17 protein-coding genes are annotated in these 21470 nt (G+C 52.6%); 7 read left to right on the top strand and 10 right to left on the bottom strand.

The window, feature by feature from the left end; all coding sequences use genetic code 11:
* Positions 1-39 precede the first annotated feature (39 nt).
* Together smc and PsAD46_RS08160 are read right to left on the bottom strand one after the other, a co-directional pair.
* A complete protein-coding gene (gene smc / locus PsAD46_RS08165; protein WP_063306570.1) occupies positions 40-3498 on the bottom strand; it encodes a chromosome segregation protein SMC in 3459 nt (1152 codons plus the stop codon).
* 93 nt (positions 3499-3591) lie between these two features.
* The gene (locus tag PsAD46_RS08160; protein ID WP_057462890.1) at positions 3592-4233 is read right to left on the bottom strand and encodes a DsbA family protein; all 642 of its coding nucleotides are present in this window, start codon (positions 4231-4233) and stop codon (positions 3592-3594) included.
* Positions 4234-4742: 509 nt separating this feature from the next.
* On the opposite strand from PsAD46_RS08160, the gene PsAD46_RS08155 reads away from it, so the two are divergent.
* The gene (locus tag PsAD46_RS08155; protein WP_153040715.1) at positions 4743-5234 is read left to right on the top strand and encodes a hypothetical protein; all 492 of its coding nucleotides are present in this window, start codon (positions 4743-4745) and stop codon (positions 5232-5234) included.
* Between the two features lie 35 nt (positions 5235-5269).
* Here the strand turns inward: PsAD46_RS08155 and PsAD46_RS08150 are convergent, their stop codons facing one another.
* The gene (locus PsAD46_RS08150) at positions 5270-5806 is read right to left on the bottom strand and encodes a DciA family protein (RefSeq protein WP_082826820.1); all 537 of its coding nucleotides are present in this window, start codon (positions 5804-5806) and stop codon (positions 5270-5272) included.
* A gap of 137 nt (positions 5807-5943) precedes the next feature.
* Between PsAD46_RS08150 and mutY the strand changes: the two genes are divergently transcribed.
* On the top strand, positions 5944-6996 hold the full coding sequence (gene mutY / locus PsAD46_RS08145) for an A/G-specific adenine glycosylase (RefSeq protein WP_063293752.1): 1053 nt from the start codon (positions 5944-5946) through the stop codon (positions 6994-6996).
* A 64-nt stretch (positions 6997-7060) separates the two neighbouring features.
* Here the strand turns inward: mutY and PsAD46_RS08140 are convergent, their stop codons facing one another.
* The gene (locus tag PsAD46_RS08140) at positions 7061-8539 is read right to left on the bottom strand and encodes an AMP nucleosidase (RefSeq protein ID WP_063293848.1); all 1479 of its coding nucleotides are present in this window, start codon (positions 8537-8539) and stop codon (positions 7061-7063) included.
* Positions 8540-8843: 304 nt separating this feature from the next.
* On the opposite strand from PsAD46_RS08140, the gene PsAD46_RS08135 reads away from it, so the two are divergent.
* The 4 genes from PsAD46_RS08135 to PsAD46_RS27625 all read left to right on the top strand — a co-directional run bounded on the left by PsAD46_RS08135 (position 8844) and on the right by PsAD46_RS27625 (position 13096).
* The gene (locus PsAD46_RS08135) at positions 8844-10064 is read left to right on the top strand and encodes a glycerophosphodiester phosphodiesterase family protein (RefSeq protein WP_063306569.1); all 1221 of its coding nucleotides are present in this window, start codon (positions 8844-8846) and stop codon (positions 10062-10064) included.
* A gap of 423 nt (positions 10065-10487) precedes the next feature.
* Positions 10488-11585 (top strand): site-specific DNA-methyltransferase, encoded by a 1098-nt coding sequence (locus tag PsAD46_RS08130; RefSeq protein WP_063287226.1) that lies wholly within the window; start codon positions 10488-10490, stop codon positions 11583-11585.
* 209 nt (positions 11586-11794) lie between these two features.
* A complete protein-coding gene (locus PsAD46_RS08125; protein WP_063306568.1) occupies positions 11795-12646 on the top strand; it encodes a hypothetical protein in 852 nt (283 codons plus the stop codon).
* Positions 12647-12754: 108 nt separating this feature from the next.
* Positions 12755-13096 carry a cytidine deaminase gene (locus PsAD46_RS27625; protein WP_153040714.1) on the top strand — a complete coding sequence of 114 codons (342 nt, stop codon included), beginning with the start codon at positions 12755-12757 and terminating at the stop codon, positions 13094-13096.
* A gap of 96 nt (positions 13097-13192) precedes the next feature.
* Here the strand turns inward: PsAD46_RS27625 and tyrS are convergent, their stop codons facing one another.
* Both tyrS and PsAD46_RS08115 read right to left on the bottom strand, forming a co-directional pair.
* Positions 13193-14464 carry a tyrosine--tRNA ligase gene (gene tyrS / locus PsAD46_RS08120; protein WP_063306567.1) on the bottom strand — a complete coding sequence of 424 codons (1272 nt, stop codon included), beginning with the start codon at positions 14462-14464 and terminating at the stop codon, positions 13193-13195.
* Between the two features lie 233 nt (positions 14465-14697).
* Positions 14698-15396, bottom strand: a complete 699-nt coding sequence (locus PsAD46_RS08115; protein WP_063306566.1) for an HAD family hydrolase — start codon at positions 15394-15396, stop codon at positions 14698-14700.
* Positions 15397-15607: 211 nt separating this feature from the next.
* On the opposite strand from PsAD46_RS08115, the gene PsAD46_RS08110 reads away from it, so the two are divergent.
* Positions 15608-16537, top strand: coding sequence for an alpha-1,2-fucosyltransferase (locus PsAD46_RS08110; protein ID WP_063293747.1), 930 nt, complete (start codon positions 15608-15610; stop codon positions 16535-16537).
* A gap of 22 nt (positions 16538-16559) precedes the next feature.
* On the opposite strand, the gene PsAD46_RS08105 is transcribed toward PsAD46_RS08110, so the two are convergent.
* The 4 genes from PsAD46_RS08105 to gcvH form a co-directional block, all read right to left on the bottom strand.
* A complete protein-coding gene (locus PsAD46_RS08105; RefSeq protein ID WP_063306565.1) occupies positions 16560-17744 on the bottom strand; it encodes a glycosyltransferase family 61 protein in 1185 nt (394 codons plus the stop codon).
* A gap of 188 nt (positions 17745-17932) precedes the next feature.
* On the bottom strand, positions 17933-19522 hold the full coding sequence (gcvPB, locus tag PsAD46_RS08100; protein WP_063293745.1) for an aminomethyl-transferring glycine dehydrogenase subunit GcvPB: 1590 nt from the start codon (positions 19520-19522) through the stop codon (positions 17933-17935).
* Positions 19519-20868: an aminomethyl-transferring glycine dehydrogenase subunit GcvPA gene (gene gcvPA, locus PsAD46_RS08095; RefSeq protein WP_063293744.1), complete on the bottom strand. Its 1350-nt coding sequence runs from the start codon at positions 20866-20868 to the stop codon at positions 19519-19521. Before gcvPA ends, gcvPB begins: the two co-directional genes overlap by 4 nt.
* Before the next feature lie 167 nt (positions 20869-21035).
* Positions 21036-21407 carry a glycine cleavage system protein GcvH gene (gene gcvH / locus PsAD46_RS08090; RefSeq protein WP_057462902.1) on the bottom strand — a complete coding sequence of 124 codons (372 nt, stop codon included), beginning with the start codon at positions 21405-21407 and terminating at the stop codon, positions 21036-21038.
* Positions 21408-21470: the final 63 nt, after the last annotated feature.

Below are 21470 nucleotides of genomic sequence, written 5' to 3'. Positions count from 1 at the left end.
CGTATAAAGGATACTTTCAAGGCCGTATTGTACCCTATTTTAGGCCGGTTCGGTGAATCGTTCAGCCGTCTCAAGATCTACTGAAACGAGCTGGGAGACCCCTCTTTCAGCCATGGTTACACCGAACAATCTGGACATGCGCGCCATGGTAATCGGGTTGTGTGTGATGACGGTGAAACGCGTTGCCGTGTTCTGCGCCATATCCTCCAGCAAAGCACAATAACGCTCAACATTGGCATCGTCCAACGGAGCGTCAACCTCATCCAGAACACAGATTGGGGCAGGATTTGTAAGGAAAACTGCGAATATGAGCGCCATGGCGGTGAGAGCCTGCTCTCCCCCTGAAAGCAGGGTCATGGTTTGCGGCTTCTTGCCCGGAGGGCGTGCAAAGATCTCCAAACCAGCATCGAGAGGGTCTTCCGCATCCACCAATTTCAGCTCTGCCGTTCCACCGCCGAACAAGTGTGTGAATAAACGCTTGAAGTGGTCGTTGACCTGATCAAAAGAGCTCAAGAGACGCTCTCGCGCTTCCTTGTTCAGGTTCATGATTCCTGTGCGCAACTTCCTGATGGCCTCAATCAGGTCGTCTCTTTCGGTGATCAGCGTGTCTCGCTGCTCCGTAATTTCCTGCATTTCCTCATCGGCACGCAGGTTTACGCCTCCCAGACGTTCCCGCTCAGCCTTCAAACGATCAAGCTTGCGTTCGGCGCCTTCGGCATCCGGCAAAGGCGCATCTGGTGACAGGCCGGCCATCTCATGCAGACGAGAGACATTAACTTCCAGCACCTCATCCACGCGGCGCTCAATTTCCAGGCGGCGCTCTTTGGCTGCTTCAAGGCGCTCTTCGGCACGGACCTTGCGCTCGCGAGCACCAGATAAGCCTTCCATGGCTTCACGGGCCTTCTGGTCGGCGATCAGCTGGCGCTTTTCACCTTCCGCGAGTTTATCATCTGCTGCCTTGCGTGCACTCTCTGCAGATGTGAGGCCATTCATCAGGTCCTGACGTTTGAGCTCGATCTCCTCCGGGCTCTCCAACAGGATGAGACGCTCTTCTGCGGCATCATCACGACGCTGGCGCAGGACGGAGATTTGCTTGTCTGCGTTTTGCGCGCGCTGAACCCAATTCTGTCTGTCGCGTTCAATGGTTTCAAGGCGCCGCGCACGCAGCTCCCCTTCCCGCTTCAGCGCATCGGTGGCTCCTTTGGCCTCTGCCAGTTTGCTGCGGCAGGTGGAAACATCTTTGGACGCACTTTCCAGCTCAGCTGTTACGCCTGCAATATCCGGTAGTTCTTCCAGAGCACTCTCGGCTTCTTCGAGCGAAGCTGCAGTCTCTTCATAATCTTCATTTGCGCGGCGGAGCTGTTCTTCAAGCGTTGTTTTACGCACCGACAATTCTGTTAAGGCACGCTCAGCAGTCGCGAGCTCTTCCCGCAAGGCGACAATGCGAGATTGCTCCAGGCGCAGTTTCTGACGCATATCCTGCTCAGCAACTTCGGCCTGACGCCTGTGCTCGGTCGCGGTCTCCAGCGCTTCTTTCTTTTCTTCCACCAGATCCCTCGTCTGTTCGACAAGGTCTTCCAGTTCCGCCAAGCGGTTTCTTTGTGCAAGACGTTGTGCAGCTGGTGTTGGTGCGTCTGCTGCGATGATCAAACCATCCCAGCGCCACAGATCCCCTTGCTTGCTGACCAGTCGCTGGCCGACTTTCAGCTCTTTGCGCAAAGCTGAGCCCTGTTCAGCCTCAATCAGCCCAACTTGCGCGAGACGGCGTGCCAGCTCATTGGGCGCCTGCACATATTCGGAAAGTGGTGTCGCACCTGCTGGAAGGGCAGGATCACTGCCCGCCCCCGCATTCAGGCTCCAACGGACCGGCGCATCTTCTTCCATTGCAGCATCAAGATCTTCGCCCAAGGCGGCACCCAGCGCTGTTTCCAAACCCGGGTTCACGCTCATGCGGTCTACGGCGGGTGTCCAATCTCCGCTTTGGCCAGCAGAAAGGACGGCCTGCAGTGTCTTGGCTTCTGTCTCATATCTGGAAAGAGCTGAATGTGCTTCATTCAATGGAGTGCGGCAGTTGTTTTCTGTTTCGCGCGCCGTTGCCAGAGTTTCTTCTGCTTCGACTGCGGCATCTTCTGCTTCAGCCAGTTCTTCCAGAGCCATTTCCAGCTCTTCGCGCTTATCGCTTGGGCCACTGGCGGCTTTGATGTCTGCCTCGACTGCTTCAAGCTGGCCTTTGAAGCGGTCTGCTTCTTCTTTAAAGCGGGCGCTCTTTTGGCGAATGCCTGAGATCTGATTGTCGAGCTGGGTGTGCTTGGCGAGGAGGCTGGCGTGATCCTGTGTGATCCGCGAGTGTTTCATCTCGCTGGCATCAAGATTGTCTTCCGCGATCAACACCAGTTCTTCGGCTTCAGCCGCACGCTCGTCCAAAGTCTCGGCAGCTTCGAGGAGTTCTTGCTTTTCCTCTTCCAGCTCTTCCAGATGACTGGTGTTTTCGCTGGCAAGTTGGGCTTCACGCTCGATGTCCTGCTCCATCTGAGCAAGACGCGCCTGAAGGTCCATCAGTTTTTCTCTGATCCGGCGGTCTTCTGACTCAAGATCGTTTTTCGCGATAATCAGATGCTGGAGCGCAGCAGCAGCGCCACCTGCGGCTTCTCTGAGCTTTGGAACCTCATGGGCGGCGAGTGCCTGCTCTTTCGCCGTAGACGCCTGCAGACCCGCGATATCCCGCATTCCGATTTCAGCATCCGCATATTGCTTGCGGGCTGCGTCCAGCGCGGATGTTGCTTCCTGCCAGCGCAGATACAGGATCGTCGCTTCGGCCTTGCGAATTTCTGAGGAGAGGTTGCGGTAGCGGGTGGCTTGTCTTGCCTGCCGCTTCAGGCCGTCGAGTTGCCCTTCAATTTGAACAACCACATCTTCCAGTCGCTCCAGATTGGTTTCAGCAGCCCGCAGACGGATTTCTGCTTCTTTCCGGCGGCTGTGCAAACCGGAGATGCCTGCGGCTTCTTCCAGGATCTTTCTACGCGATGTTGGTTTGGACGAAATCAGCTCGCCGATTTGCCCCTGTCGCACCATTGCCGGCGAGCGTGCACCAGTGGAGGCGTCGGCAAACAGCAGCTGTACGTCTCTTGCACGAGCGTCTTTGCCGTTGATCTTATAGACAGAGCCAGCTTCGCGCTCGATACGGCGGGTGACTTCCAGCGTGTCACTGTCGTTATATCCAGTGGGGGCTGTTCGATCTTGGTTATCGAGAAAGAGCGTCACTTCGGCTGTGTTACGCGCCGGGCGGTTGAGGCTGCCCGAGAAAATTACATCATCCATTCCGGAGGCGCGCATGTTCTTATAGGAGCTCTCTCCCATAACCCAGCGCAGCGCTTCTACAAGATTGGACTTTCCGCAACCATTGGGCCCGACAACACCTGTCAGGCCGTCTTCAATGACAAACTCCATAGGCTCAACAAAGGATTTGAACCCAAGGACACGGAGGCGCTGAAACTTCATAGAGCGCCCCCTACTCTTACATCAGGGTGTAAGCGATCATACGCGCATAGATCTGCGAGCAGGAGATTCAGCCCTGAGGGCTGCCCGCTTGTCTTACAGATTCTTATCCACGTACTTGCTGAACTCCTCAAGAGAGAGTGCTCCGCTTACTTTTTCACCGTTGATAAAGAAGGTCGGTGTTGAATCTACACCCAGCGTGTCTGAGCCGTAGTCACGAACTTCGGTTACTCCGTCTAGTATTTCCTGATTCGTCAAGCAAGCCTTTACAGCTTCTTCAGTGAAACCGAGCTGCTTGCCCATATTCAACAGGGCGCTGTATGGATCATTGGTGAATGCCCAGCTGCGCTGCTGTTCGAACATCAAAGACATAATATCGAAGTATTTGTCTTCCGGTGCACAGCGCGCAAGCATAAAGCCAGCTGCGGCGACTGTATCCAGCGGGAATTCACGGAAGATGAAACGCACTTTGCCGGTGTCGATGTATTTCTTCTTCAGCTCTTTATATGTGGTGTTGTGGAAGTTGGCACAGTGACCACATGTCAAAGAGGCGTATTCAATGACAGTGACGGGAGCGTCTGCCTGGCCGATAACCTTATCACCCAACGGGCCAACCTTATTCAGGTCTGCCTCGGAATAGGTCTGTGCAGAGGCAACAGTTGGCATAGCGGCAAAGGCAAGAGAAGCGGCTGTAAGAGCACTGGTGCGCTCAAGAAACTTACGGCGAGAGAGTGTCACGTTTTTCTATCCCAAGTTAAAATGTGTTGCCCTGTTGGCTGACCCGGCGCGTTTATCGCCATAAAGACAGCCAGCATCTGGTCTGGAGTATAACCACTCCAACCCAAGAGCCATTGATCACAAACTGGTGAACATCCGCAGAATACAGCCATGCCCACAGCTCGCTTTCCAGCAACAATTGGTTTTCAGGAAACTATGGCAAATACTTGTCGGATGCTACCGAATATCCTGAGTAGTCATATTAAATTTTGGTAAGGCAGCTGGATTGACGCATACGTTAGGCGAGAAAACGATTTTCTTCGTTTAAAACAAAGGGGTTCTGCCATTTCGCGGCAAACGGGCAGAGAGCGTTCCAAGATATCCGCTATGATTAAATTTACACTGCTAATACATACCCACAGAATTTATGCATGGAAAACAACAATAATTTCTCGTGTTGTTTTGTTTTTGCCTCATTAATGAGTTATTAAATATTTATAGAACTCTCTAACAAGATATACGGATACATTATGAAGCGCTTGACTACTTTAATGCTTCTCAGCACACCACTAATTGCCTGCCAAGCCTCTGTATCTGAAGATTTCGTCGAAGCTATACCTACAACTACTCAAGAAACGACGATTGAAACGACTGCTATACCTGCAAAATCCAATACAATTTATACAGGCACCGCAGATTTGGGCGCACTTACCTCTACGAACTGGGTTGTCAGCGAGGGCAGCGGAAACAGCTCAGCTCCTTGTCGGGTTCAGTTTAGCAAGACCCCGTCAGGCGCTGCTGTTGTGACACCAGCGGTGACCAGCAGTTTTCCAAACGGACATGCAGCAACAAGCGGCTGCACCAATGAAGAGCTGAGCAGCGTGACGGCGTGGGCGGTGAATGGTGATACCATTGAGCTGCGGAATGCGCAGGAAACAACGACAGCCTATCTTTTGATGGAGCGCCCTGACCTTTTGCTGGGATATACCGCAAAGGGTCATGATCTGGTGGTCAGCCAGTAATCACTCATTCAGAACTGCAGGTCTTTAAGGATGGATCAGGAGTTGCTTGCAGGTGTGCGGGCAATGAGGTTCTTGCCGAGCTTTTCCAGCGCATTCTTCAACCGTTCATCAGAGACTGACGCAACCTTCTGCTCGATGCGGCGGTTTTCAATTTCTGACAGCTCACGAAGCGGTTTTGGTGTGATCTTTTTGGTTCTGAGCGCCGGACGCTGCACAACCTTGATGCGGCCAACCGCATTCCAGCCTAAAAAGGCGTTTATCCGATCTCGCAGTTGTGGAGCTTCATGCGTGAAGAACAAAGCAGTGGAGCCATCCGCATGAACAAGAAGTGTTGCAGGTTCTGCAACCGGCTCTCCTTCAGAGCTTTTGGCTCTTGGCCAAACAAGCCTACCGGGCTGTACTTTTCCGTGATACTTCTTGCCGACAAGTTCTGGCCAGGCGGTGAGAAGGTCGGCACTGGCAAATCCGCGCTTGCGCGCGACAGGGTGCATGGTCTTACCAATCAGCTCGTTTAGCTGATGGCTTGATCTCCTGGAAACCCGATTTTGCGCAGTTGCTTTCATCGTCTTCATCACGCCATTAGATTAAGGCACATATATGACCATTGCTTTATATTAGTCTTAATTCAGTCCCGTTTTCCGCGGTACCATGAATTACCAAGGGAACCCCAATTATTTAGGGATCAAAACCAAGGTTAACCCACAAAACCATGCAAGATAATCTAGTTGTTCTTTACTGGTATGACAGAAATTCTCGCCAACTGCCATGGCGAACAGCTCCTGCTGATATACTTTCCGGTGTAAAACCAGACCCTTACCATGTCTGGCTCTCAGAAATCATGCTTCAGCAGACTACTGTTGCGGCAGTGAAAAACTACTTCAATCTCTTCATAAAGACATGGCCAACACTTGCTGATATGGCCAATGCGGAGGAAGAAGACATCCTAAAAGCGTGGGCTGGGCTTGGTTATTATTCCCGTGCAAGAAATCTGTATAAGTGTGCAAAATTTGTCCAATTGCATCACAATGGGCGTTTTCCTGAGGAAGAAGAGCGGCTTTTAAAGCTCCCGGGCATCGGTCCTTACACGGCTGCTGCAATCTCCACGATAGCCTTTGGGCGCCATGCTGCTGTGGTTGATGGCAATGTGGAGAGGGTTCTGTCCCGCCGCCATGCATTGCTGACAGAGCTCCCTGCTCTAAAAGCTGAAGTGAAGCCCTTGATGGCTGAAGTGACGCCGCATGATCGCCCCGGCGATTTTGCGCAGGCCATCATGGACCTTGGCGCCACAATCTGTACACCGAAGTCTCCGGCCTGTGGCATCTGCCCGTGGATGGATGTTTGTGAGGGTCGCAGGCAAGGCATTGCGGACACGCTGCCACGCAAAGCCCCCAAGAAGGTGAAACCGACACGACGCGGTATGGCCTTTCTGCTCAGCGATGCACGTGGCCGCATTCTTTTGCGCAAACGCGAAGATAAAGGACTGCTTGCTGGCATGAGTGAGCCCATCACCACGCATTGGGCAGATAATGCAGCGATGGAAGACCTCTCACATGCTCCGATCACTGCGGACTGGGTGCGTACGCCGAAGGATGTGAAGCACACTTTCACGCATTTCCATCTGGAAATGAGCGTCTGGCAGGCACAGGCACCAGCACATTATGACGAGCCTGACGGCTATTGGTGGTCAGCACCAGATGAGCTTGAGGGAGAAGCCCTGCCAACAGTGATGATGAAAGCGCTGAAGGCCGGCGGCGTGATTTAAGTGCGCAGCAAAAAGCCGGGTCTGGAGCCCGGCTTTTCTTGTTTCTACAAATGCTGATCAGTGCTTATTGGAATGCGGTTTCCATGAAGCTGCGGAGTTTGCGAGAGTGGAGCCGTTCCAACGGCATTTCCCTCAGGACCTCCATGGTCTTCACACCAATTTCCAGATGCTGGTTCACTTGCGTCCGGTAGAAGTCTGTCGCCATGCCGGGCAGCTTCAATTCCCCATGCAGCGGCTTGTCTGATACGCAGAGCAAGGTTCCATAAGGAACGCGGAAGCGGAAACCGTTGGCAGCGATGGTTGCAGATTCCATATCCAGCGCGATCGCACGGGACTGAGAGAAACGCTGCACCGGCTCGCGGTGGTCGCGCAGTTCCCAGTTGCGGTTATCGATGGAGGCTACGGTTCCTGTGCGCATCACACGCTTCAGGTCATAGCCGCTGTAACCGGTGGTCTTTTCAACGGCATCTTCCAGCGCGACCTGCACTTCTGCCAGTGGCGGGATTGGAACCCATGTTGGCAGGTCAGCATCCAGCACCTTGTCTTCACGCACATAACCATGAGCCAGTACGTAATCACCGAGCTGCTGGCTGCTTCTGAGCCCAGCGCAGTGGCCGAGCATCAACCAGGCATGTGGGCGAAGCACTGCAATGTGGTCGGTGATGGTTTTTGCATTGGACGGGCCAACACCGATGTTCACCATGGTGATACCGGAGTTATCTTCTCGCAGCAGGTGATAGGCTGGCATTTGTGGCAGGCGCGGCGGGGCCACACCTTCGCGCGGTTCTTTATCACCTGCGTAGGTGATGAGATTACCTGGCTCGACAAAGGCTACATATCCGCTCTCCGGATCATTGATCAGCTCTTTTGCCATCTGCGCAAAGCCATCAATGTAGAACTGATAGTTTGTGAAGAGCACGAAGTTCTGGAAATAGCGCGGCGCGGTTGCGGTGTAGTGCTGCAAACGATGCAGGGAATAATCCACGCGCGGAGCCGTAAACGGCGCCAGCGGCTCAAAGCCATCTTTCGAACGGTAGGTGCCATTGGAGATGGCATCATCCATGACGGCAAGATCCGGCACATCAAACACATCACGCAACGGGCGCTCTTCGCTGGATGGCAAAGCGCCTTCCACGTGTGCGCCATCATAAAAGGCAAAGTGCAGCGGGATCGGCTGATCACTTTCAGCGATCACCACTTCAAGACCGTGGTTTTTGATCAGGAGATCAATCTGATGTTCCAGGTAGTTCTTAAAAAGATCTGGCCGGGTGACTGTGGTTTTGTATTTGCCAGGCCTTGCCACAAAGCCATAGGACAGGCGCGTATCAACGCGGATGTGGCTGGAAACTTCAAATCGCAGTTCCGGGTAAAATGCTCTGACCCTGGTTTCCGACATGCTGCCCTGTGCAGCCTCTTTAAAATTCTCACGTAGAAAGTCAGTCGCCCGATCAAACAGATAGATCAGGTGCGCAACAGCTTCACTGGCATCTTTAAAGGATTGTGGGGGAATTGTCTCAGGCGTACGGATGGAACGGCTTTCCATCACAACGTCGCTATCGGATATAGTCGACACGTTCGGTTTCTCCTCTTTCGTGTCACTATATATCTGAGGGATGTTTACGACAGGGTCAAGACAAACTGCGGACAAATATGGTTTATTTTTTAGTGAGTGAGGATATTTTCACGCAGCGTCAGTTTCATCTCTGCACACAGAATTGAGATTCATAGCTACATATTTACCCTTATCTCCTTCAGTTTATTCTGTAAAACTATCCCGAAAATTGCATGGGCGAGTTCTAGAGGCACTTTGCAGGACTACGCTTCAGATGATCGGGAGGGATCTTTTTATGCACTTTGTTCGTACTGCTGCGCTTGGTTTGGTGGCTGGCACCTGCCTTACTGTGAGCGCACAAGCTGCCCAGTTGGGGCCACGGCCTGCTTTTCTCGTTGAGCAGATGCAAGAGAGCCCGTTGAAGGATAAGTTGCGCGCCTGCATCGGCAATCCTGCAAAGGCTTCCAGTTTCACGATCGGGCACCGTGGGGCTCCCCTGCAGTTTCCTGAGCATACGTTAGAGTCTTATCAAGCCGCGGCTGTGATGGGTGCGGGGGTGCAGGAATGCGATGTTACCTTCACCAAGGACAAAGAGCTGGTCTGCCGTCATTCTCAAAATGATCTGGCGACAACGACAGATATCCTCGCGACTGATCTGGCCAGCACGTGTGTTGCTCCGTTTACTGCTGCTACCAATGACGAGAAGGCAGCGGCGGAGTGCAGAACCTCTGAGATCACATTGGCGGAGTTCCAAGGTCTCACCGGCAAGATGGACGCCTCTAATCCAGCTGCAACAACGGTTGAGGACTTCCTGAAAGGCACAGCTGACTGGCGCACAGACCTTTATGCGGCAGCTGGTGCTGGTGGCACTTTGATGACCCATGCTCAGTCCATTGAGCTCTTCAAAGAACAGGGCGTTAAGTTTACGCCGGAGTTGAAGCGCCCAAGTGTGAAAATGCCATTTGATGGGTTCACTCAGGAAGATTTCGCTCAGAAGCTGATTGATGAATATAAAGCAGCTGGTGTTCCGGCCTCTGACGTTTATCCTCAGTCCTTCTTTTTGGATGATGTGCTGTACTGGATCAAGAATGAGCCTGAGTTTGGCAAGCAGGCCGTGTTCCTTGATGGACGCTTCCGTATGCAGGGCTTTGACACATCCGATCCAACCAGCTTCAAGCCGTCCATGGCTGAGCTGAAAGAGATGGGTGTGAACTATATCTCCCCTCCTCTTTGGATGCTTGTCACTCTGGATAACGGGAAGATCGTGCCATCTGCTTATGCAAAGGCTGCGAATGAGGCTGGCATCAAGATCTTCACCTGGACGCTGGAGCGCTCTGGGCTGCTCTCTCATAACAAAGGCGGCTGGTACTATCGCAGCATCAATGATGCGATCGCCAGCGAAGGCAGCGTTTATGAGCTGCTGGATGTGCTGGCACAGGATGTGAAAGTGAGCGGTGTGTTTTCTGACTGGCCAGCGACAGTGACTTTTTACGCCAACTGCATGGGGATTGAGTAAGCCCCTCTCCTGCACTGATTTGCATTTTGGAAGCGCGCCTTACATGGCGCGCTTTTTTTAAACTGTCCGCAGCGTAAGCCCTGCCACACTCGTTAACCGATTTACCCGCTGTCCCCGCAGTGCGTTTACCTTGTTCTTTTTAGCCAGCAAAAAAGCTTGACTCTCAAAAAAATATTTAGAGTCTCTATTTTCGCCATTTTAACTCCTCATAAACCTCTACCCCAAGGGAATCCGCGGTCGAATATTAATGGGAGTTAACTTCGAGACGAATATTCGAATCTGTAAATAAAGCGTTGATTCTAAAAGAATAAAAGATATCCACTATTAACCTCTGGTTTACCATAGTGGGTAACCATAGCACTCATGAATTGCGTGAGGTGTTGCGTCGCAATGAGAGTACAGCGTAAAGAAGGGGTGTCCTTGATGGCACCCCACATTTCCACCAAGCCAGATTGGCTTGATACAATTATTAAGGGCGACTGTGTTGAGGCTTTGAACAAGCTTCCTGACAACAGCGTGGATGTGGTTTTCGCCGATCCCCCTTATAACCTACAGCTGGGCGGAGATCTGCACAGGCCTGATCATTCGAAGGTAGATGCCTGCGATGATCACTGGGATCAGTTCTCCAGCTTTAAAGCTTATGATGAGTTCACTCGTGCTTGGCTGCAGGCGGTTCGCCGCGTGTTAAAGCCAAACGGGTCCATCTGGGTTATTGGCTCTTATCACAACATTTTCCGCGTTGGTGCGGTGATGCAGGACCTTGGGTTCTGGATCAACAATGATGTGGTTTGGCTGAAAACAAACCCGATGCCGAACTTCCGTGGCAAACGTTTTACTAATGCTCATGAGACGCTCATCTGGGCCTGCCCTTCACAAGAGAGCAAGCCGACCTTTAACTACGATGCGATGAAGACGTTTAACGACGACCTTCAGATGCGGTCTGACTGGGTGCTGCCTATCTGCACTGGTCATGAACGCCTGAAGGACGACAACGGCGACAAAGTGCATCCAACTCAGAAGCCGGAGAGCCTGCTTTATCGCGTGCTGCTCTCCACTTCAAACCAGGGCGATGTGATCCTTGATCCATTCTTTGGCACAGGCACCACTGGTGCTGTTGCCAAGAAGCTTGGCCGCCACTTTGTGGGATGTGAGCGTGAAGACTCTTACATTAAAGCCGCTTCCGAACGGATTGACCGGGTTACACCTGCCAACGATGATTTTCTGGCGATGACACAAGGCAAACGCTCCCTTCCACGGGTTCCGTTTGGCAATTTGTTGGAGACAGGATTATTGACACCGGGCGCGGAACTGACCGATGCCCGTGGACGCTTCAAGGCTACGGTTCGCGCCGATGGTTCCTTGATCTGCGGCGAGCATTCAGGATCCATCCATAAGGTGGGTGCGCTCGTTCAGGGTCAGCAAGCCTGTAATGGCTGGACCTTCTGGCACATTAAACGTGGCAAGGCTCTTGAGCCGGTTGACGCCCTTCGGGAAGTCGTCCGCTCGCAAATGCCTAAGTAGCGTCTTACACAGTTCGTGTGGCGACCTCGCCCCACGGTTTACAGGGTTTGTCCCTGCTTCATATCCATATGACTTGGCCCCTGCCTTTCTAGGCGGGGGCTTTTTTTGTGGTTTGTTTACTTTGGCTAAAACCTAGCGCTTATGCCCTCTCACAGGATGTCAGCAGCCTCGTCTTCTCAGTGCAATCAAAACAACAACGAGAGAAGCAAATGTCCACTGAGCAAACAAATTCTAGCCTGAGCCTGATACAGCCCAAAAATGTTATGTTCGGCTCTTTAGGTCTTACAAAAACCGAAGACAAAGCTGATCTGAAGAACATCAGCGCAACCACACCACAGATGCCCAGTCTGTACATTGGCCCAATGACAGATTCAAAAACACTTCGCTATCGCCCATTCCATAGCGGCGGTTTTGTTGCTTATGAGAAAAGCCAGCGCTCATATTTTATCTACTGCGAAAATCCCGATGTTTCGAAATCAAAGATTGCGCAAAACTCATTTAGGGAAGACCAAAGTTTTGTCGAGTATCTGGGCAGCAGTGCTAAAGAAATTTCTCCAATATTGAGAGACCTCTCAACTCAATCTGTCACCAAACAGCAGGTGTCTGACTTCAATAATGGAACCACCACGGACGCATTCTCTGAGCTGAAAGAAATTGTTCAGGTAGTCAGTGATGATGTTGCAGGGACTTTCTGGGCACTCGTGGAAACCGATAGCGGCCAAATGTATTGCCCGATCCGCGTGGTAGATACCGAAACAAGCAACGTGCAAGATGACAAGCTACCGACAGATGGCAAACTCATTCACTGGGGACATTACATCCTGCCAAGTGATTTCCTTGCTTATTATTATGAGCGCAACACGGTCACTCTGGGGTCATCACTCCTGCTCCACCTCTTTGGCCTCGGAAACTTCTCTCAGACCATGCCGGTAACATGTAACGGCTTGAAAGCAGCAGTGGTTCCCGGGAACAAGTTTATGGAACGCTCCAGTTGTGGGAACAACACTCAAACTCAGTTTGAGGCAATCAAACAGGCTATTTTAGATTTTGATATCGAATAGTACTGGTCTCTGCCCTGTCAATTTCTCGGACGGGGCAGAGCCGCCTTTCTTCGATGTACAAGACTCTTTTAGGGTGTAATACTTCGAGATATGATTATTGAGTAAACTCTGTTTGATGCAGCTAAGCTGCTGATTGAGCATCGTTATCCTAATGGTTGGGGTGGGGCAGCATCTTTAAGAACCGAGAGCGGTAAAATTCTAACCAGCATTGCACCAGATACCAAGAATGATGGCCTATCCCTTTGCATGGAAGTAGGTGCAATTCTGGAAGCGCATAAGCTGGATGAAGTTGTAACCCATTCCCTGTGTATCTGCCGGGATGATGAGAACAGCCCCTTTGTTATATTAACACCCTGCGGTATTTGTCAGGAGCGGTTGGTGCATTGGGGTGGGGATGTGAAGGCAGCAGTTTCCAATAGTGATAACAAGCTGATCTTTAAGAACCTATGAGAACTTCAACCTCATCACTGGTCAATCGTGAATGGTGAGGTCTTGTAGCCTGCATAGAAGCGGCCAGTTCTGGACTGACCGCCACCTTCTGCTTAATTACACGAACTCCACCAATGCCTTACGACGCTTCCCAACCGCTAGGGTCAGCCTTTCACCCGGTTTCAGGTCGCCTTCTGAAATCACCCGGGTTTCTTCCAGGACGATGGATGTATTCAGGCGGACGGCACCTCCGCGGATGAGGCGGCGGGCTTCGCTGTTGGTGGTGGCGAAGCCGGTTTTTACCAGTAGGTCTAGGAGGCCGAGTGGTTTGGCAAGGAGGGATAGAGGTAGCTCGTGGGTTGGCTGAGAGAAGTCTTCCTGACCACTGAACAGAGCTTCTCCCTGCTGAAGGGCTGCTTCTGCTGCGGCCAGACCGTGGACGATGCCGGTGACTTGTGTTGCCAGGATCTTCTTGGCCTCATTCAGCTCCTGCCCTTGTAAGGAAGACAGGCGGTCAATTTCGCCCAGTGGCAGATCGGTGAAGAGTTTCAGTAGCCGAGGTACATCAGCATCATCCGCATTGCGCCAGAACTGCCAGAAGCCGAAGCTGGACAGGCGGGATGGGTTGAGCCACACCGCGCCTTCTGCAGTTTTGCCCATTTTGCTGCCCGAGGCTGTTGTCAGCAGTGGCAGTGTGAAGCCGAAAAGCTGGCTGCCGGAACGGCGGCCAAGGTCCACACCATTGACGATGTTGCCCCATTGATCAGAACCGCCAATCTGCAATGTGCAGTCGAAGCGCTGGTTGAGCTCAACGAAGTCAACGGCTTGCAGCATCATGTAGCAGAACTCGAGCACGGAAAGTGGTTGTTGTGCCTCAAGGCGGGAGCGGACGCTGTCGAAGGTCATCATACGGTTGACGGTGAAGTGCGTGCCGAAGTCCCGCAGGAACTCGAGGAAGCGGAATTCATCCAACCATTCAGCGTTGTTGACGATTTGGCCCTGCCCTTCAGACAAGTCGAAGAGGCGCTCTACAGTTGCGCGGATACCTGCGAGATTGTGTTCTATCTGGGTATCATCCAGCAGTGGTCGGCTTTCGGAGCGGAAGCTTGGGTCGCCTACGCGCGTGGTACCGCCGCCCACCAACAGGATTGGTTTGTGTCCGGTTTTCTGCAACCAGCGCATGGCCATTAATGGCAGCAGGTGGCCGACATGCAAGCTGTCGGCGGTTGCATCAAACCCAGCGTATGCTGTGATGGGGCCTGCTTGGAGTTTTTCGTCCAGCGCTTCCAGATCCGTGCATTGATGCAGGAAACCGCGATCGATCAACAGTTGAAGGGCTTCAGATTTTGGGCGGAAGCAGCGGGTGGTGTCTACAACGGTATGTTTCATAATGCTCTCCTTCGCCGCGCAGGAGAGCTAAAACACGAAAGCCGCCTACGCGGCGGCTTTTGGTTCTGACCTCAATTTTACATGAGTTTATAGGAACGCGGCCGCCGATATGTCGGGCGCATAATAATAAACCGCAGAAATGATGGTCAGGTTCTTGCTCATGTCCAAGTGTATGACCGCAACGGCACTGCCCTGTCAAGAAAGTTTTGGCAGTTTGTGCTGCTCGGCGCTCCTCAAGCTGTACTTTTGAGCATATTCAGCTTTTTGATGAGATTGGCTAACTCTTTCATATCATTAAAGATTGCCATTGGGTTTTGCTGTTCAAGACGGCTGTGTAAATCTGCATTGCCGTGGGAGGCTCCGGTGAAGCCGAGGGCCGTCATGCCTGCTGCCCGGGCAGCTTGCAAGCCGAGGTGGCTGTCTTCAACAACAACGCATTTTTCGGGAGCGACGCCCATCTCGCTTGCTGCTTTCAGGAACACATCTGGCGCTGGCTTGCCCTTTTCAACAAGATCAGCCGAGAAATATTTATTCTCAAACCGATCATATAGATTTGTGAGCTTGAGGGTATGTTCCAGGCGGTCCATGGAACTGCCAGAGGCGATGCACATTTGCAAATTCGGGAATGAGTTGTCCAACTCATGCAATGCTTCATGGATGCCAGCGATTGGCTTGAGATGCTGCTCAAAGGCTGCCTTTAGCGCCTCATCCTGATTTACGAGCGCCTCGTGGTGGCGGATGTTGACGCCAATTTCCGCTTCAACCTGGCCAAATACTTCTGCAGATGACACACCGCAGAAGCGGGCGATCATTTCTTCCGTGCTGATGGGGTATCCAGCTTTGGTGAAGCCTTCGGCCTCGACCTGACAGCCAATCCACTCGCTATCAATCAAACAGCCGTCGCAATCCCAAATAAGTAAATCGTAGTTCATAAGCAAATCCAGTTGGTTATATCAGGCGCAGTGTTGTCAGCAAGAATGGCATTTTCATGATACCGCAGGAGCACATTACAACTTATCCTCGCAGACCTAGCACAGTTTCAGCTCGACCTAGGAGATTTACTCCCAAAAACCTAGTAGTGAGCCTTTGCCAAAGCTCCGGTAGGCTGAGGGGTAAACACGCTGATTTGTGTACGGGGGACGTATGTCAGTTGCTTCTCAGGTGCGAAAGTCTGGTGCTGCGCGACGGCGCAAGCTCAAACCAACATTGATTGTCCGTATCCGCGGCGGCATTGGCAATCAGCTTTTTCAGTATGCTTTCGGGCGGAAAATCGCGCTTGAAACGGGGATGAAACTTCGTTTCGACCACAGTGAGTACGCGCAGTATTTCAACCGCTCCTATTGCCTCAACCTTTTCAAAACGCAGGGCTTATCTGCTACTGAATCTGAAATGTCCGCAGTGCTTTGGCCTGCGCAGGCCTTTGGGCAAACCGTCAAGATATGCCGCAAGTTCTATCCCTTCTACCAGCGCCGCTACATCCGCGAGGATGAGTTGCTGCGAGATGGAGATACGCCCGTCTTCAAGCAAAGCGCTTATCTGGACGGGTATTGGCAAAAGTGGGAGATGCCATTCTCCATCATGGAGCAATTGCGAGAAGAGATCACGCTCAAGAAACCGATGGTGCTTGAGCGGCTGAAACTGCTGCAACGGATTAACTCAGGTCCGTCTGCTGCCCTCCACGTACGTTATGGCGATTATAGTCAGGCTCACAACTTGCAGAATTTTGGACTGTGCTCTGCTGGCTATTACAAGGGCGCGATGGATTTCCTCTCAGAGCGCATTCCCGGCCTGACCTTCTATGTCTTCTCTGACAGTCCTGAACGAGCGCGTGAGGTGGTTCCGCAGCAAGACAATGTGTTTTTTGCGGATCCGATGCAGGATGGAAAAGACTATGAAGATCTGATGGTTATGTCATCTTGCGATCACATCGTCACCGCCAACAGTACCTTCAGCTGGTGGGCTGCTTTCTTAAACGGGAATGAAGAGAAACACGTGATAGCGCCGCTTAAGTGGTTCAAGAACCCCAATCTGGATGACAGTTTGATCGTTCCGCCGCACTGGCAGCGATTATAGTGCCTGCAATGCCCAAGTCGGTTTAGGCGAGTTCCAAAGCATCAACTTCGTGCAGGATCTGTCCGATTGCGTTTTGAGACAGAGAGAAGTGTTGGTGCGCCCCGCTCTTTTCTCCAATAACCGGCGCGTATCTTAGTCCCCGTACATGTGCGAGCCATGCATAAGCACTCTGGACGTAATCTGCAGGGAAGATCTCAATCAGCTTGCCGCCTGCTTGTGTGAACAGCAGGTTTGTCAGCCCTGCGCCGTGGGTTCCAACGATGATCCTGGCGTTGTTGAAGAGTTCTACCTGCTCTTTGTGGCTTAGTTTGCCGGGAATGATGCTTTGAAAACCCCGTGCCTCCAACTGCTCTTTGAGTGACTTCTCGTTCACTATTCGGCGTGTTTTTGCATCATCCCGCGCGATATAGAGCCTTGTGGCTGGCGTCTTGTGCATATCAAGTTGGTATGCAGCCAGATAATGCGTTGCGACCATAGATGCTGCCTGCTCGCTGGCTGGGACTCTGTATTCGCAGTTCATCGCTGGTGTGCAGTGAAACAACGTCTTGCAATGGATGCGTTCGTTCGCTTTGCACTCTTCCAGGCTGAGGAGAGGCGTCTCTTGAGCCAGATGCGCGTAAAACTCTTTCTGAAACTCTGGGAGATTTTCCCGAAGCAGTATTTTCAGCGGGAATGTCAGCGGCCCCAGTTGCTCTAGCAGAAACAGAAGCGGGAAGGCTACATCGCACAGGAAGTGGTAGTAGTGCCGATGACCCGCGGCCATGCCAAGCATGTTGATGGCTGCAGTCTGGATCGTCCTGTCCTTTAAACGCGCAAACCGCATGGTGTTGGGTGCTGCAGCTTCTATCTGGCGATGCTGCGCCTTTAAGACTGTTGCTCCGGTGCTGCCGAGGACCAGTGCATCAACGAGCTTATACATCCTGAGCTGCGTGTGACCGGCAGGTGTGATTGGCAAAGGATAGCGGCTTTGCTCCAATGCGCCGTGTTCTTCAAAAAACGCCTGCACCTCTTGCGGCAGCGCACGAGAGCTGCGCTCATCAACGGTTAGCAGGTGCTCATTTGGGGCGAGCCTTGGGTTTGCATTGTCTGGAAAGAAGTTGTTTCGATCACCGATGGTCGGGAAGGTTCTGGCAAGGGTTGATTGCACCCGGAACCGAAGTTGCCGACTTGTTGGCAGCCAACTGCGCCATTTAGGTGCCTTACGCATCCCCCACCTCACCCGTTTTATCTGCTAAGCACGAATGACCGTATACCGGGCAGGACACTGCCAGTATCCGCATATTCTGATCAATCAATATCCATGGGCATCGGTATGGGCATGGATTGGGCCGCACAGAAAAAAGCCCGGCGTCTTTTTCAAGAGCCGGGCTATAAGTTTTTACAGAAAGCTCGTTGTTACGCGAGTTCTGGTTCCACCTTGGTTGGTTCTGGAGCCACCCATTTTAGGATTGGTTTACGCGCAGCCGCTGTTTCATCCAGACGACGGCGCGGAGCCAGGAACGGAGCACCCTCGAAGCGGTCTTTTTCGCCTGCTTTTGCACTCATCACCAGATCGCGCATGGTTGCGACGAACAGGTCCAGAGAAGCGCGGCTTTCGCTTTCGGTTGGTTCGATCAACATTGCACCACTTACGACCAGTGGGAAGTACATGGTCATTGGGTGGTAGCCTTCGTCGATCATCGCTTTTGCGAAGTCGAGCGTGGAAACACCAGTATCATTCAGGAAGCTGTCATCAAACAGAACTTCGTGCATGCATGGCTTTACACCGAATGGCAGGGTCATCAGGTCCTGCAGGCCAACGCGGACGTAGTTGGCGTTCAACACAGCATCTTCAGATGCCTGCTTGAGGCCATCAGAGCCGTGAGACTGCATGTAAGACAGCGCGCGTACATACATGCCCATCTGACCGAAGAATGCGGTCATACGGCCAAATGGCTGTTCACCGTCCTTCAACTGATCGGTTGTCTCAACAATTTCCAGCTCATCGCCATTTTTGCGGATGAATGGAAGCGGTGCGTATGGTGCCAGACGATCAGACAGAACAACCGGACCAGAACCTGGGCCACCACCGCCATGCGGCGTGGAGAAGGTTTTGTGCAGGTTGATGTGCATGGCGTCAATACCAAGATCACCCGGCTTTGCCTTACCAACAATCGCGTTGAAGTTTGCGCCATCACAGTAGAAGTAGCCACCAGCTTCATGGATTGCGTTTGCAATCTCAATCACTTCTGGCTCAAACAGTCCACAGGTGTTCGGGTTGGTGAGCATAAGCGCTGCCACCTGACCTGCGTGGGCTTCGATCTTTTCGATCACAGCTTCCACGGCCACTGTGCCGTCTTCACGTGCCGGGATGGACACAACCTTGTAGCCAACCAGTGCAGCGGTTGCCGGGTTGGTGCCGTGAGCACTTTCCGGAACCAGAACGACGGAGCGTTCTTCACCTTTGGCTGCAATTGCGTGCTTGATAGACATCATACCGCACTGCTCACCGTGAGCACCAGCTTTCGGGCTCATGGCCACAGCGTTGGTACCGGTAAGTTCCATCAGCCAGTCAGCCAGCTCAGAGATCAGCTCGAAAGCACCCGGAACTGTGGAGATTGGCTGCAGTGGGTGAATGTCAGCAAAGCCCGGCAGACGCGCCATCTTTTCGTTAAGGCGCGGGTTATGCTTCATGGTGCAGGAACCCAGTGGGTACAGGCCTGAATCAATCGCATAGTTGTTGCGGGACATGCGGACGTAGTGGCGCATGGTTTCTGGCTCGGACAGAGCTGGAAGCTCTACCGGCTCAGAACGCATGTGGTTACCGAGGCGTGGAACGAAGTCCATTGGCTCGTCAAGGTCTACACCACAGTTGTCCATGTGGCCGATCTCAAAGATGAGCGGCTCTTCCATGTCCAATGCTTTGTTGCCCGTAAAGGTCTGGTGCGGCATTGGGGGGCCAGCTTCACCAGCACGTGTTGGACGTCCCTGATGGTTCATAGTCATGCCAGCACCTCCTTCAGAGCCTGCGCGTAGGCTGCACGGTCCTCATCGGTGTTCACTTCTGTGCTTGCAACAACGATAAGGTTGTCGATATCACCACCGGATTTGTCCAGACGGCAAACAGGAACACCGCCCAGAACACCCTTTGCAGCAAGAGCTTCAATCACGTCATGTGCATTCTTTGGCGTGCGAATTGTGAACTCGTTGAAGTACGCGGAGTTCAGCACTTCAACACCCTCAACCGCGGAAAGAGCATCTGCCAGTGCAACTGCGCTCATGTGGTTGATGCGAGCAAGGCGTGCAAGGCCTTTGCCGCCCAACAAGGTCATGTGGATGGTGAACGCCAAGGAACACAGACCGGAGTTGGTGCAGATGTTGGAAGTCGCTTTGTCACGACGGATGTGCTGCTCACGGGTGGAGAGGGTTAACACGAAACCGCGCTTGCCTTCTGCATCCGTTGTTTCACCACAAACACGACCCGGCATGTTGCGGATGTATTTCTGGCGGGTTGCAAACAGACCAACGTAAGGGCCACCGAAGGTGAGCGGGTTACCGATGGACTGGCCTTCGCCAACCACGATGTCCGCGCCCTGAGCACCTGGGCTTTCCAGAAGGCCGAGGGAAACAACTTCAGTGAACACTGCGATCAACAGAGCTTTGTGCTTGTGCGCTTTTTCTGCAATCGGTTTCAGATCGATCAGCTGGCCGTAGAAGGACGGAGACTGAACCACCACACAGGAGGTTTCGTCGTCGATCTGTGCCAGAATATCTTCTGTACCAGTTGGGTCTGCCGGCAGGGCCGCAACAGATGCACCAGGCAGCTTTGCAGAAACACCTTCGACCACTTCGCGGTACTGCGGATGCAGGCCACCGGAAAGAACCGCTTTTTTCTTGCGGGTTACACGGTGCGCCATCAACACAGCTTCAGCAGTGCCGGTAGATCCATCGTACATGGACGCGTTGGCGACTTCCATCCCAGTCAGGTTTGCCACCTGTGTCTGGAATTCGAAGAGTGCCTGAAGCGTGCCCTGTGTGATTTCTGGCTGATACGGGGTGTAGCTTGTCAGAAATTCAGAACGCTGGATCAGATGATCAACCGTTGCTGGCACGTGGTGTTTGTACGCCCCTGCCCCAACGAAGAACGGTAGAGATCCGGCACTGACATTCTTGTTCGCCATTGCGCTGAGCTGGCGCTCAACTTGCATTTCGGTCTTGCGACGCGGCAAGGTTGTCAGTTCTTCAAGGCGAACGGCCTCTGGGATATCGGCAAACAGCTCATCGATTGAGTCTACGCCGATACGCGCCAGCATGTCGGCGCGGTCGTTGTCTGAAAGCGGAAGATACCGCATGTTCTCTCTCCATCAGATTGTCTGATGCACATTGCAGCAAAAGCGAACAGGGCTTTTGCCATTTCCTGCCATGCGGCTGTCGTGCATGGCAGGTGATGAACGGCTTTTGGCTTATTGCGTATTCTTATTCCGAAAACCGGTCGGGCTTTTCGGGAGTACGCTTTGCCTTAAAGCGTTTCTACAAATGCTTTGTAGTCAGCTTCGCTCATCAGGGCTTCTAGCTGTGCAGCATTCCCGAGCTTCATTTTGAAGAACCATGCAGCGCCTTCTGGGTCTTCATTCACTTTTGCAGGCTCATCAACGAGCAGTTCGTTGCCTTCAACGATCTCACCATCGAGCGGCGCATATACTTCAGATGCAGCTTTCACGGATTCCACAACAGCAACTTCATCGTCCTGATCGACGGTTTTGCCGTTTTCTGGCAGTTCGACGAACACAACATCGCCCAGCTGGCTCTGTGCGAACTCAGTGATACCGACGGTTACTACGTCTCCCTCAACCTTCAGCCACTCGTGGTCTTTTGTGAAATATGTGCTCATTTAAGCGTTCCCTACACTGTCGTTTGTCGATTGAAATGTGATTGGGGCAGCCCGCTGCCCTCA

It is taken from the genome of Pseudovibrio sp. Ad46 (assembly GCF_001623065.1).
GTDB lineage: Bacteria > Pseudomonadota > Alphaproteobacteria > Rhizobiales > Stappiaceae > Pseudovibrio.
Note: the sequence above shows the minus strand (reverse complement) of the source record. Positions and strands in the feature narration are given on the sequence as shown.